Here is a 12,538-nt window from a genome sequence, read left to right as displayed (position 1 = left end):
GGAATGAAGCGGTTCGTTTCTTTCTATATAACCACAGGGCTTGTGATAGCGGATTGGCTTTATCTTGGCATGACCCGGAACAGGTTTCCCAACTTATCGATAAAGTCCTTGGGCTAACGACGAGGTGGGTAACACTGATCATGGGCCCACTCGATCGCAGCTACCAGGTTTGCCCGAAGGATGGTGACGTAGGCTACACGCCGAACTTGGCGGAAGCCGCCGAATTTGAAAAGGAAGAGGAAGCCAACCAGGCGGGCCACGATCATTGCGATCCGGGCGTTGTGGTGATGCGCGACACTGCCGTCGGAACCTGAGGACTGAGCATTTGATCTTGATAGCGAGTTGGCCACTTTTTACAGCTTCGCGCGTCTCCGCGTATCGTTCCACGCCAGCCAACCAAAACGATGAGCATGCGCATCATGCCAAGCGTGGTGCCACGGTTGATGAGAATCATCGTGGTAGCGACACACGGCCTTGTGGAAAACGGTCGTGTCAATGAGCGGACGCAGATCAAATCGTCCGGAGATGTTTGCCGGGAGTGGATTTCCTACGATCTCACAAAGGATCTCCCAATCCCAGTCACTATCACAGGCAATGGTTAAGCTGCGGGGAAGGGTGTCGATCCACTGTCTGAGGTCATCTGTGAGTTTTGCACGATCGACGGCCGCATCCTGGAAACGCCCGAGCAGGGGTAGAACGTTGGCTCGTACAAAACGGCTGCAGTTATCGAGATCGAAATCCCGTAGTTCTCGGTAAAAAGCGTGCTGGCCATCCTCCGACACCATCCCGATGCTGATCAATTTTCGCTTAGTGAGATTGGTGAACTCGGTATCCAGGAATATCAGCATCGAAGGTCTAGACGGGCGAGGCATCTTCGAATCGGAGCCCACCGGACGTCTACAGGAATCATGCTTATAGGGATTCTCGCACGTTATACAAGTGCGTTGGAGGCAGAAAGGCATGCACGGAATGCAGAGGCGTCGACCTATTGCGCAATGATGTGCACGAGGTCTCAAAAGAAATCACAGAGTCACTTTCGGGGCTAAATCCGACGAATTCGTGCACACTTTTGCGTTGGAGCACTGACTGCACGCAGCGCTTGCTCCAGCCAGCGGCGCAACCTTCTTGATTTAACATAACACTTATTATGCGCGCATAGAGTGTAGCGGCTAAGCGGTAATGTCCGGTTCTGGCTAAGTTCAAATGTCCGAGTTTGGCAGGCGTAAGCTTGACGGCTTCCAGCGCGCGGGAGCCCGTCATGCCAGCAGGAGCCATTACCCATGACGATGCGGCAGATCGACCGGCGCAAGGTCTCTGCGAGAAACTTGAGAATCCTGAGAAAGTTGAGTAAAGTGCAGGTGCCAATCCCGATGTGAATCCGTCCTGGCGTTGACTCTAGCGTCGTTAGCCCAAGATCGGTTGTCCTGTGCGCGATCTGATCGCGAAGCGAGCATCCCCCCGCCTTCGCCCCGCCCCGGGTTGTCATCTGATGGAGTTTGATATGACACCGCGTACCCACGTGCCGGCCGCCATTGCGGTCGGCCCCCAACTGGTCGAGAAATTGGTCCACGACATCGACGAGCAACTGGAACACACCATCGACGTGGGCGAACGTGCCCGCGTGATGGACATCGTGCGCCAGTGCCTGACGGCAACGCTCGGACACCCCGGCTCGCCGGCGGCAGATGTCGAGAACCGGCTCGCCGTGTCATATCTGAAGCCCTCGGAGGTCATTGCACAGGGTCTGGTGGCCATGTCGCAGGCGACACTATACCGCGCAGTGGAGGATGCACGCTTTTACTGTGTCACCCCGCGCGGCAAGGCGATCGGCCGCGCCTTCCCGGCCTGGCAATTCGCGCCGCCGGTGCCGGAGCTGCTGGTTCCGGTGCTGCGCCAGATGAAGAACCTGCCGAGTAGCGAAATCCATGCGTTTTGGGTCACCCCGGTCGATGCCTTCGACGACCTGACGCCTGCCGAAATGCTGGCGGGCAAGGCGTTCCAATCGCGCGCGGCACTTACCGCCGCGCAGCGTGGCCACCTTGCACAATCCGCCGGCGAGCGGCAGGGCTGGGTGATCGCGCAGTTGACCGCGCTGCCCTCGCGCAGTTCGGATCTGATCAGCTGATGTCGACGTCAAAAATCATTGGGACTTGACTGGCGATGGAGCGCCGGTCGGTTTCCGGTATCCGTCGCGCAAGCACAGGAGCCATCTGGCACTGGCCATCCAGTCCGATTCGCTTGAGCAATGGCGCTGCCAGGTCGATATACGGGTGACGCCGTTCGCGGACATGCCGGAGTTCGAAGCGTTGCGCGCCGACGCGAACTACGCCGCCCCGTTCGAGGGCGGGTTTTTGTTGGACTGAAGCCGACTGCTCGGCCACGCCTTTTGCGGAGCCACAGGAATTCCGCATATGGTAAGGCCGAATTTGGGAGGCATGACTGGCCGATGAAGCCTTAACCGAGAAACCGCCGATGCCCACCAACCCCGCCCAGGACTCAAACCGCGCCGCTGACGCAACCACCACACGTGGCACGGCTCCAGAGGTTCTTCGGGCGTTCCTGAAACTTGGCCTGACTTCGTTCGGCGGCCCGATCGCGCACCTCGGTTACTTCCGAGCCGAATTCGTCGAGCGCCGCCGCTGGCTGGACGACAAGAGCTACTCGGACCTGGTCGCGCTGTGTCAATTCCTGCCGGGGCCAGCCAGCAGCCAGGTTGGCATGGCGCTGGGGCTGCAGCGGGCGGGCTGGCTTGGCGCGCTGGCCGCCTGGATGGGCTTTACCCTGCCCTCTGCGATTGCACTTGTCCTGTTTGCCTTTGGCATTGCGCGCTGGTCCGGCGTTGCGGATTCCGGGGCAGTCCACGGCCTGAAGGTGGCGGCCGTGGCGGTTGTCGCACAGGCGGTATGGGGCATGGCCAGGTCGCTGTGTCCGGACCGGCTGCGTGCCGGCATCGCGGTCGTGGCCGCGCTTCTGGTCCTCGCGGTGCCAAGTGCGGTGGGCCAGGTTGCCGCCATTGTGCTGGGTGGCCTGGTTGCGCGCTGGACCTTGCAGCTGAACCATCTGCCTCCTGCCCAGCATCTCAACTACGGTGTGAGTCGCCGGGTCGGCGCTTTGCTTCTCGCGTTGTTCGGCGTGCTGCTGGTGCTGCTCCCGGCCCTTGCCGCAATGACTGGTTCGATGGCGGTGTCGGCCGTGTCGGTCTTCTACCAGGCCGGAGCGCTGGTTTTCGGGGGTGGGCATGTCGTACTGCCGCTGCTGCAGGCTGGCGTGGTGCCCCCTGGCTGGGTCGGCAACGATGCATTCCTGGCGGGCTACGGCGCAGCACAAGCAGTTCCGGGTCCCCTGTTCACCTTTGCCGCGTACCTCGGGGCGCTCTCGCCCGCGCCATTGGGTGGATGGGTGGGCGCGCTGGTACTGCTTCTCGCGATCTTTGCGCCGGCGTTCCTGCTGGTGGCCGGCGCATTGCCGTTCTGGGAAAGCCTGCGCCAGCGCGACGGGGTGCAGAGCGCGATGGGTGGCATCAATGCAGCCGTCGTTGGCGTACTGGCCGCCGCGCTGTACGACCCGGTGTGGACCAGCGCGATCCACTCGAAGCCGGATTTCGGCCTGGCGCTGGCGGCCTTCGGCTTGCTCGTCTACGGCCGCGTGTCCCCCGTACTGGTGGTGGCCGGCGCGGCGCTGGGTGGGTGGATCCTGGCGCTCTAGCCGGGGATCCGCCAACCCAGGTCGCCACGCTCAGATCACGGCGCGCTCACCAACACCGCCGCGGCCGGATCCGCCGCCGCATCGCCCTCCATGACGATCAGCTTCGCTGGCGCGGCGCTCTTTGGCGAAAGCGTCGTCACGACTTCGCGCAGCGGGCCAATGGCGGTGCCGTTGGCCATGCCGGCCGCATTGGTGCGGAAGCTTGCCACGGGCGTGGCCTGCCCTGCGACATAGACGCTGTACGTGGTTTGCGGCTTCAGCTTGAACAGGGATACTTCCAATGCGTCGACGACACCGAGATTGCGCGCGACCACAAAGCCCTTGGCATCGCCACGGACCGGTTTAAGGGCGATGTTGACCGGATCGCTGTTCGCTCTCTGCACAAGGTTGGCGGTCCCGTCGCCGCCTGGCACTGCGTTGGAGACATAGACCAGTGCCTGCGGCGCCTGGCCAACCGGCACGCGGGTCGTGACCTGGTTCGTTGCGGTGTCGATCACGTCGACGGCGTCGCCGTTTTCCAGCCCGACATAGATGCGTGAACTGTCATCGGCAGCCCAGATGCCGTGCGGCAGCGCGCCGACCGGAATGGTCGCGACCAGCCGCGGTTCGGCCTCGGTGGTGAATACCTTGACCACGTTTTCGCCGCCCACTGTCACATAGGCGAACGTGCCACGCGCGGTCCTGGCAAAGGCAAGGTGATTGGTGATGAAGCCGGAGTCGAAGACGCCCTTCACTTCCAGTTTCTCGGTGTCGATGCGGGTGACCTTGCCCACGTCCTTGTGCGTCATCCACACCTCGCGGAAGTCCGGCGTGAACTGCAGGAACGGTGAGAACGGGCTGGTGACACTGAGGCGCTTGACCACCTTGTGTGCCCTGACATCGATGACATCCACCACGGGGTTGAAGCTGGACACCACGAAGGCGAGCTTGCCGGCAGGATGGAACAGCACCATGCCCGGCCCTGCCGTGGTCTGGATGCGGCGGGTTTCCCGGAATGTCACCGGGTTGATGACGGAGATATAGTCTTCGCCGCGCACGACTACCCACACCTCTTTTCCATCCGCGGTAAAGAAGCCCTCATGCGGTGAGCGGCCGATATAGGCAATGCCCTTGACCTTGTTGGTCGCCGTATCGATGAACGCGACGGAATTCGATCCGTTCGAGATCGCGATCAGGGTCCGATGGTCGGGCGAGAAGCCAAGGCCGTGGACATTGAGCTCGCCCTTGTAAAGCGGCGACAGCACGTCCGGCCGCGCGTTGCCAAGGCGGATCTGCCCAAGCAAGGTGTTGCTCGCCGGATTGATCACTGAAACGGTGTTGCTGTTCTGGTCGGCGGTGTAAACGCGATCCCGTGGCTGCGGCGCGGCGACTGCGAGAGGCGCGGCCACGGCAAGGATAAGGGCATGTCTTTTCATGATTCGGTCCAGAAGCGGGCGGTGTATGTCCGCCGGTTAGCGAGGATTGGTGGCGCCAGGTGCCCTGGCCTGGCTGCGCTGGAGCCAGGCCTGCATCAGGCGGATCTCGTTTTGCTGCTCGGTGATGATGGCCTGTGCAAGATTGCGCAACTCCGGGTCCTTGCCATACAGCAGCAGCGCCTTGGCCATGTCGATCGCGCCCTGGTGGTGCGGAATCATCATGGTGACAAAGTCGTGGTCGGGGATGCCGTTCATGGCTGCCTGCGCCATGCCGTGATCCATTACGGCCATGGCGTCACCCATCAGGCCGGCAAACGGTTTTGCGGTGCTGGCGACAAAGGGCGGCGGCACCTGCCCCGCAGTGGTTTGGTGATGGTGGTGGGCTTCCTGGGCTGGCGCGGCAAAGCTTGCAGCCCATAGAAGCAGCGCCGGCACGATGCGTGCCGCGGTGCCGACGCCATTGCTTGGGGTTCTCCGTTGCATTGCAGGGTCTCCTTTCTACCGGGCCTGGCGTTAGCCGGCGGCCGGGGGGTACCTGCGTATACACATGGAGGGCGTGGACTATTCCATGGAAAGCCGGATTTTTTGCGGACCAGCCGCTGGACAGGCCTGCGATGCGTGACGCAGCCCCACCCTCCCCTTACGGGGTATCCGCCCGTCCCGGCGCACCGTCCAGGGCCGCCAGTATCCGAAACGCTGCCTTTACCCGCTCCGGTACCGGGAAGTTCTTGTTCGCCAGCATCACGATGCCAATCCGCTTCGCCGGCACAAAGACCACGTAGGCGCCAAAGCCATTGGTCGAGCCGGTCTTGTTGACCAGCACATCGGCGGGCGATGACAGCGGCGGCTCCAGCCGGCTCACCTGGTTCGCCTCGAGCACGACCTGCGGTGAACTGCCGGCCAGCACGCTGTCGACCCGTGTGGGCCAGGCGTACATTTCCCAGCCCAGCCCCTGCACCATGTCGCCGACCTTGAAGTACCCGGTGTGCGTCCCGGCAATGGCACGCCGCAGCTTGTCGTCCAGGCCGGCACTGTCGATGTTGGCTTCGACAAAGCGGATCATGTCGGCCGCCGTGGTTTTCACGCCGTAGGCTTCGGCATCCAGCACGCCGGGCGTCACGCGGACCGGCTTGCCGTCTTTCGAATAGCCATAGGCGTAGTCGCCCATGCGCGCCTTCGGCACCCTGATGTAGGTGTGGGCCAGGCCCAGCGCCGGGAACAGCGTCTTCTCCATCAGGTCATCGAAGGGCTGGTCCATGCTGCTGGCGGCCAGGTAGCCGAACAAGCCGATGCTGGGATTCGAATACTGGCGATGGCTGCCGGCGGCATATCTGGGGCGCCAGCCCCGGAAATAGTCGACCATCGTCCTGGTATCGGTGACCGCATCCGGAAACTGCAGCGGCAGGCCGCCGGCGGCATAGGTGCCGAGGTCGAGCAGGCTGGTCGCGCCCAGGCTGCTTCCCGCAAGCGCCGGCAGGTATTTCCCGGCAGGGTCGGCCAGGGACAGGGTGCCGCGGGCCTGTCCATAGGACGCGAGCGTCGCGGTGAAGGTCTTGCTGACCGAGCCGATCTCGAAGAGCGTGTCGCCGTCGACCTTGCGCCGGCCCTCCTTCGCCGCGACGCCGTAGTTGAAGACGTAGCGCTTGCCGCCGGCCGTGACGGCAACGGCCATGCCGGGGACGCCGTGCGCCGCCATCAGGGGGCGGATGGCATCGTTCACAGCGCGTTCTATCTGGCGCTGGCCGACACTGTCGGCGGCACTGGCATTGGCCGCGAAGAGGCTGCAAGCCATGGCGATGGTGGCGATGCGGGCAACAGGAATCCGTTTCATATCCGGCGCTTGGCGATCATGCTGGGGGGGGCGGCGCCGGACCATGGCGGTGCGCGCCCGTGGCGGCACGGACGCGCAACTGGAGCGGCTGCAGAAGGACAAAGCTTAACAGCCGCCGCCGTCGCATGTGGAGTCCCGCACCGAAGCGCCCCGCCTGGCCTGCAAGGTGAAGCCGGCGATATCAGAGCGAGGACGGCGCAGGCTTGTCCGTGTCGATGCCGTAGCGCGTGATCGCCTCGGCCACCACCGACGCCGGCACCGTGCCCTGCGCCGCAAGCGCGCGCAGCGCCGCCACGCAGACATAGGCGCGATCGACCTCGAAGAAGCGGCGCAGCGACGGCCGGTTGTCGCTGCGGCCATAGCCGTCGGTGCCCAGCACCGTGAAGGGAGCCTGCACGTAGGGCGCAATCAGTTGCGGATAGGCGCGCACGTAGTCAGTGGCCGCCACCACCGGCGCGTCGCCGGCCAGCAGCGCTTCCACATGGCTGGGGGCGATGCTGTCCTGCGGATGATGCAGGCGCTGGCGCGCGGTCTCGCGCGCCTCGCGCTCCAGCTCGGAGAAGCTGGTGACGCTGAACACCTCGCTGTCGACCTGCCAGTCCTCGGCCAGCATCTGCGCCGCGGCCTCCACCTCGCGCAGGATGGTGCCGCTGCCGAGCAGCCGCACCCTGGCGCGCCCGCCGCCTTCCACCTGCGCAAGCCGGTACATGCCGCGCACGATGTCGCGCTCCACGCCCGCCGGCATCGACGGCTGGGCGTAGTTCTCGTTCATCACGGTCAGGTAATAGAACACGTCCTCCTGGCGCTCCATCATCGCGCGCATGCCCTCGTCGACGATGACTGCCAGCTCATAGGCGTAGGCGGGGTCATAGGCGCGGCAGTTGGGGATGGTGGCGGCAATGATGTGGCTGGTGCCGTCCTGGTGCTGCAGCCCTTCGCCGGACAGCGTGGTGCGGCCTGCCGTAGCGCCCACCAGGAAGCCGCGCGCACGCTGGTCGCCGGCGGCCCAGATCAGGTCGCCGATGCGCTGGAAGCCGAACATCGAGTAGTAGATATAGAGCGGCAGCATGGCCGTGCCATGGTTGCTGTAGGCGGTGCCCGCGGCAATCCACGACGACGTCGCACCGGCCTCGGTGATGCCTTCTTCCAGGATCTGGCCGCGGATGTCCTCGCGGTAGTACAGCATCGAGCCGGCGTCCTCGGGCTCGTACAGCTGGCCCTGCGATGAATAGATGCCGACCTGGCGGAACAGGCTGGCCATGCCGAAGGTGCGCGCCTCGTCGGCGACGATGGGCACCACGCGCGGACCGAGCGCCTTGTCCTTGAGCAGGCCGGTCAGCATGCGCACCATTGCCATGGTGGTCGACATCTCCTTCTGGTCGGCCGCCACCGCGAACTGGCCGTATTGCGCCAGCGGCGGCACCGCCACGGTGTCGGCCTGGCGCTGGCGCGCCGGCAGGTAGCCGCCCAGCACCTGGCGGCGTTCGCGCAGGTAGCGCAGCTCAGCGCTGTCCTCGGCCGGGCGGTAGAAGCGCATCGATTCCAGGTCCTCGTCGGACAGCTCCAGGCCGAAGCGGCTGCGGAATGCCTTCAGCGCCTCGATGTCGAGCTTCTTCTGCTGGTGCGTGGTGTTCTGCGCCTGGCCGGCATTGCCCATGCCATAGCCCTTGATGGTCTTGGCCAGGATCACCGTGGGCTGGCCCTTGTGCGCGCGTGCCGCGGCAAAGGCCGCATGGAGCTTGCGCAGGTCGTGTCCGCCGCGGTTCAGCGCCGCCACCTCATCCGGCGTCATATGCGCGACCAATGCCTTCAGCGCTTCGTTCTGGCCAAAGAAATGCTCGCGCCCATAGTGGCCGTCCTTGGCCTTGTAAGTCTGGAACTGGCCGTCCATGGTCGAGGCGAAGGCGCGCAGCAACGCGCCGGAGTGATCGCGCGCGAAGATCGGGTCCCAGGCGCTGCCCCACAGCACCTTGATCACGTTCCAGCCCGCGCCGCGGAACAGCGCTTCCAGCTCCTGCACGATCTGGCCGTTGCCGCGCACCGGGCCGTCCAGGCGCTGCAGGTTGCAGTTGATGACAAAGGTCAGGTTGTCGAGCTTCTCGCGCGCTGCCAGCGGCAGCGCGGCGATCGATTCGGGCTCGTCCATCTCGCCGTCGCCGAACACGCCCCACACGTGCCGGCCCGAAGTGGCCTGCAGCCCCCGGTGCTCCATGTAGCGCATGAAGCGCGCCTGGTAGACCGACTGGATCGGGCCCAGCCCCATCGAGCCGGTCGGGAACTGCCAGAAGTCCGGCATCAGCCAGGGGTGCGGATATGAGCACAGGCCCTGCCCCCCCGCCTCTCGGCGGAAGTTGTCGAGCTGGGCCTCGGACAGGCGTCCTTCCAGGAAGGCGCGCGCGTACACGCCCGGGGCCGAGTGCGGCTGGAAGTAGACCAGGTCGCCGCCGTTGCCGGCATCGGCGCCCTGGAAGAAGTGGTTGAAGCCGACCTCGAACAGGTCCGCCGCCGAGGCATAGCTGGAGATATGCCCGCCCAGTTCACCGTAGGCCTGGTTGGCGCGCACCACCATGGCAAGGGCATTCCAGCGCACGATGCCGGTGATGCGCTCTTCCATCGCCAGATCCCCCGGATAAGGCGGCTGGCGCTCGACCGGGATGGTGTTCAGGTAAGGCGTGTTGCTCTGCGCCGTGGTCGACACACCCAGCGCGGGGGCGGCATCGAGCAGCCGGCCGAGCAGGAAGCGCGCGCGCTCCTGCCCGCATTGCGCCACCACTGCCTCCAGCGCGTCCAGCCATTCGCGCGTCTCCTGCGGATCGTCGTCGCCGTCGGGCATGGCCTGGGCGAGCAGGCGGGCGTGTGGGGAGGCAAGGTCGGTCATGGGGAAGTCTCCAATGGGTTTTGTCCCATTCTATGGAGTGCCCTCCCGCATGAGGTGCTGAAGTTGACTGCCCATCCGGCAGGTGGCAGCACAATCCACTGCCGCTCACCATAAAAACCACTCGAAAATGCTGAGGCCGCGGCATATCCCACGCCGAACGCCGGGCTAGCGCGGATTGCGCAGCGGCAAGGCTGTGTCGTACATCACCTGCTTGAGTGCGAAGCTGCTGCGGATGTTGGCGACGCCGGGGATGCGCGTGATCTCGTCGACGATCAGCCGCTCCACGGCCTGCACGTCGGCCACCACGGCGCGGATCAGGTAGTCGGCATCGCCCGTCATCAGGTAGCACTCCATCACGTTGGGCAGCGCGCGCACGGCGCGTTCGAAGGCATCCAGCCCCTCGCGCGCCTGCCGCTCCAGCGACACGTGGATAAAGACGTTGACGTTGAGGCCAAGCTTCTGCGGATCGAGCAGCGTCACGCGCTGCCGGATGATCCCGCGCTGCTCCAACGCGCGCACGCGCGCCAGGCAAGGCGACGGCGAGAGGTTGACGCGCGCGGCCAGCTCGACGTTGGTCAGGCTGGCGTCGCGCTGCAACGCCTCGAGGATCCGGATATTGATTTCATCCAGTTCGGGTTCCTGCATGGGGTTCCTGTATGGCCGGCTCGATGTGAAGTGCATGGCGCCCTGCCTCCTTGCGGAAACGGGGCGCCGGGCAGAGCGCTAGAATACAGGCCGCGCGGCGCGGGCGGCAAACCTCCAGGCTTGCAGGGCCGCCACATGGCGATCGTGGAACCCGGCCAGCAGCCGGCATCAGGTTCCCGCGCCCTCCCCGCGTGCCTGCGCCCATGCGTCCCAGTACGGCGGACTGCCGATGGCCGTGCGCACGCACTCCGCAAACGCGCGCAGCCGCGCCGACACCCGCCGGCCTTCCGGGTGGGCGATATAAATGGATTCCGGCTCGGCCCGCAGGCCGACCTCGATCACGGCCAGCGCCCCCTGCCGGATGGCATCGCCGGCAATAAAGGTCGGCAACAACGCGATGCCGACTCCCGCGATGGCGGCATCTCGCATCATGTCACCGTTGTTGACGCGCAGCGCAACGGCGGCACGGGCGATTTCGGTGCCGTCGGGGCCGTGCAGGCGCCAGTCAGCCGCGCCGCGGTTGGCGTAGAAGATGCCACGGTGCTGCTGCAGCTCCGCCAGCGTTGCCGGCGCGCCCATCTGCGCCAGGTAATCCGGGGATGCGACCAGGAGGCGGTGGCTGGGGGCAAGCTGCCATGCCACCAGGCGCGAGCTCTCCAGCGGGCCGTGCCGCACCACGGCGTCATAACTGTCGGTGGCCGCGTCCACGCGGCGGTCGTCCAGGTCCAGGCTCAGCTCCAGTTCCGGATGCCGGGCCAGGAACGGATAGATGGCAGGCCCCAGGTGCATCCGGCCAAATGTGACCGGCGCGGAAATCCGCAACGACCCGGCCAGGGTGCCGCGCCGCTCGGCAACATCGGTTGCCGCCGCCTCCACTTCATGCAGGATGCGCGTGGCCCGCTCCAGGAAGGCGGCGCCATCCTCGGTCAGCGACAGCCGCCGCGTGGTCCGGCGCAGCAGGTTGGCACCCATTGCCTTTTCAAGCTCGGCCAGGCGTTCGCTGACAACGGACTTGGACAAGTTGAGCCGCCTCGCGGCCTCGCTGATAGAGCCTGCCTCGACCACGGCGACAAAGCTGGCGACACCTTCTAGCTTGAACATTGTTCGGCATATCCGGAAAGTTGTTCCGCGATCTTCAGTCTAGTTCGAACCACGCGCGTTGCCCATACTGGTTTCACGAGGCAGCAGGACGGTTCCTGCTGCCCTACCCGCAAAACCGGCGCTGTGGACCAGCAAGTTGCCCCCGCGCCAGACCGGAGATCGATCATGGGACGTTTGTCTGGAAAAGTTGCCATCATTACCGGCGCCAGTGCCGGCATTGGCCGCGCCACCGCATTGCTGTTTGCCGCCGAGGGCGCCAGGGTGGTAGTCGGTGCCCGCCGCCAGTCCGAACTGGACAGCCTGGTGGCGCAGATCCGTGACGCCGGCGGCGACGCGGTGGCGCTCGCCGGCGATGTGCGGCGCGAGGAATACGCCAGCGCGCTGGTGGCGCTGGCGGTCGAGCGCTATGGCCGCCTGGATATCGCCTTCAACAACGCCGGCACGCTCGGCGAGGGCGGGCCCAGCACCGGGGTTTCGGCAGACGGCTGGAACGACACCCTTGCCATCAATCTCACCGGCGCATTCCTCGGCGCCAAGCACCAGCTTGCACAGATGCTGAAGGATGGCGGCGGTTCGGTGATCTTCACCTCGACCTTCGTTGGCTACACCGTCGCCTTTCCCGGCGTGGCCGCGTATGCGGCAAGCAAGTCCGGCCTGATCGGCCTGACGCAGGCGCTGGCGGCCGAGTATGGGCCGCTGGGCATCCGCGTCAATGCGATCCTGCCGGGCGCCGTGGACACGGACATGTATCGCACCATGAACGACACCGCGGAATCACAGGCGTTCATCACCAACCTGCATGCGCTCAAGCGCGTGGCCACGCCGGAAGAACTGGCGCGCTCGGTGCTGTACCTGGCATCGGACGATTCGGCTTTCGTCACCGGCACGGCATCGCTGGTGGATGGCGGCGTCTCGATCACGCGCACCTGACCCCACCGGGGGGGGGGGGGGGGGGGGGGGGGG

General features: G+C 65.3%; 11 protein-coding genes and 1 pseudogene. 5 read left to right on the top strand and 7 right to left on the bottom strand.

Annotation, left to right across the window (positions count from 1 at the left end):
- Positions 1-314, top strand: a pseudogene (locus AC3WRI_RS28920) (hypothetical protein); the annotation flags it as partial.
- 39 nt (positions 315-353) lie between these two features.
- Here the strand turns inward: AC3WRI_RS28920 and AC3WRI_RS28915 are convergent.
- Positions 354-848 (bottom strand): 3'-5' exoribonuclease, encoded by a 495-nt coding sequence (locus AC3WRI_RS28915; protein WP_011617160.1) that lies wholly within the window; start codon positions 846-848, stop codon positions 354-356.
- A gap of 578 nt (positions 849-1,426) precedes the next feature.
- Between AC3WRI_RS28915 and AC3WRI_RS28910 the strand changes: the two genes are divergently transcribed.
- The 3 genes from AC3WRI_RS28910 to chrA all read left to right on the top strand — a co-directional run bounded on the left by AC3WRI_RS28910 (position 1,427) and on the right by chrA (position 3,705).
- Entirely contained in the window at positions 1,427-2,125 is a 699-nt protein-coding gene (locus tag AC3WRI_RS28910) for a hypothetical protein (RefSeq protein ID WP_492294584.1), read from the top strand.
- 25 nt (positions 2,126-2,150) lie between these two features.
- Positions 2,151-2,363 carry a hypothetical protein gene (locus tag AC3WRI_RS28905; RefSeq protein ID WP_010809351.1) on the top strand — a complete coding sequence of 71 codons (213 nt, stop codon included), beginning with the start codon at positions 2,151-2,153 and terminating at the stop codon, positions 2,361-2,363.
- Positions 2,364-2,472: 109 nt separating this feature from the next.
- Positions 2,473-3,705 (top strand): chromate efflux transporter, encoded by a 1,233-nt coding sequence (gene chrA, locus AC3WRI_RS28900; RefSeq protein ID WP_492294582.1) that lies wholly within the window; start codon positions 2,473-2,475, stop codon positions 3,703-3,705.
- Between the two features lie 35 nt (positions 3,706-3,740).
- Here the strand turns inward: chrA and AC3WRI_RS28895 are convergent, their stop codons facing one another.
- The 6 genes from AC3WRI_RS28895 to AC3WRI_RS28870 all read right to left on the bottom strand — a co-directional run bounded on the left by AC3WRI_RS28895 (position 3,741) and on the right by AC3WRI_RS28870 (position 11,575).
- Entirely contained in the window at positions 3,741-5,120 is a 1,380-nt protein-coding gene (locus tag AC3WRI_RS28895) for a YncE family protein (RefSeq protein ID WP_492294580.1), read from the bottom strand.
- A gap of 36 nt (positions 5,121-5,156) precedes the next feature.
- Positions 5,157-5,603: a CopM family metallochaperone gene (gene copM / locus AC3WRI_RS28890; protein ID WP_058697108.1), complete on the bottom strand. Its 447-nt coding sequence runs from the start codon at positions 5,601-5,603 to the stop codon at positions 5,157-5,159.
- A 157-nt stretch (positions 5,604-5,760) separates the two neighbouring features.
- Positions 5,761-6,951 (bottom strand): class C beta-lactamase, encoded by a 1,191-nt coding sequence (gene ampC / locus AC3WRI_RS28885; protein ID WP_492294578.1) that lies wholly within the window; start codon positions 6,949-6,951, stop codon positions 5,761-5,763.
- 181 nt (positions 6,952-7,132) lie between these two features.
- Positions 7,133-9,829 carry an alpha-ketoglutarate dehydrogenase gene (gene mdeB, locus AC3WRI_RS28880; protein ID WP_492294577.1) on the bottom strand — a complete coding sequence of 899 codons (2,697 nt, stop codon included), beginning with the start codon at positions 9,827-9,829 and terminating at the stop codon, positions 7,133-7,135.
- A gap of 165 nt (positions 9,830-9,994) precedes the next feature.
- Positions 9,995-10,474, bottom strand: a complete 480-nt coding sequence (locus AC3WRI_RS28875; protein WP_010809356.1) for an Lrp/AsnC family transcriptional regulator — start codon at positions 10,472-10,474, stop codon at positions 9,995-9,997.
- Positions 10,475-10,642: 168 nt separating this feature from the next.
- On the bottom strand, positions 10,643-11,575 hold the full coding sequence (locus AC3WRI_RS28870; RefSeq protein WP_011617130.1) for a LysR family transcriptional regulator: 933 nt from the start codon (positions 11,573-11,575) through the stop codon (positions 10,643-10,645).
- A 165-nt stretch (positions 11,576-11,740) separates the two neighbouring features.
- Between AC3WRI_RS28870 and AC3WRI_RS28865 the strand changes: the two genes are divergently transcribed.
- Complete coding sequence (locus AC3WRI_RS28865; RefSeq protein ID WP_492294575.1) at positions 11,741-12,505, top strand: SDR family oxidoreductase; 765 nt, start codon at positions 11,741-11,743, stop codon at positions 12,503-12,505.
- The last annotated feature ends 33 nt before the right edge of the window (positions 12,506-12,538 follow it).

Source organism: Cupriavidus sp. FW305-27 (genome assembly GCF_058787995.1).
This window is presented reverse-complemented; position numbering and strand designations above follow the sequence as displayed.

Bases quoted from the DNA above. Each gene is read 5' to 3' on its own strand.
- AC3WRI_RS28895 (WP_492294580.1), bottom strand. From the start codon at position 5,120: ATGAAAAGACATGCCCTTATCCTTGCCGTGGCCGCGCCTCTCGCAGTC.
- AC3WRI_RS28865 (WP_492294575.1), top strand. From the start codon at position 11,741: ATGGGACGTTTGTCTGGAAAAGTTGCCATCATTACCGGCGCCAGTGCC.
- AC3WRI_RS28870 (WP_011617130.1), bottom strand. From the start codon at position 11,575: ATGTTCAAGCTAGAAGGTGTCGCCAGCTTTGTCGCCGTGGTCGAGGCA.
- mdeB (WP_492294577.1), bottom strand. From the start codon at position 9,829: ATGACCGACCTTGCCTCCCCACACGCCCGCCTGCTCGCCCAGGCCATG.
- ampC (WP_492294578.1), bottom strand. From the start codon at position 6,951: ATGAAACGGATTCCTGTTGCCCGCATCGCCACCATCGCCATGGCTTGC.
- chrA (WP_492294582.1), top strand. From the start codon at position 2,473: ATGCCCACCAACCCCGCCCAGGACTCAAACCGCGCCGCTGACGCAACC.
- copM (WP_058697108.1), bottom strand. From the start codon at position 5,603: ATGCAACGGAGAACCCCAAGCAATGGCGTCGGCACCGCGGCACGCATC.
- AC3WRI_RS28915 (WP_011617160.1), bottom strand. From the start codon at position 848: ATGCTGATATTCCTGGATACCGAGTTCACCAATCTCACTAAGCGAAAA.
- AC3WRI_RS28875 (WP_010809356.1), bottom strand. From the start codon at position 10,474: ATGCAGGAACCCGAACTGGATGAAATCAATATCCGGATCCTCGAGGCG.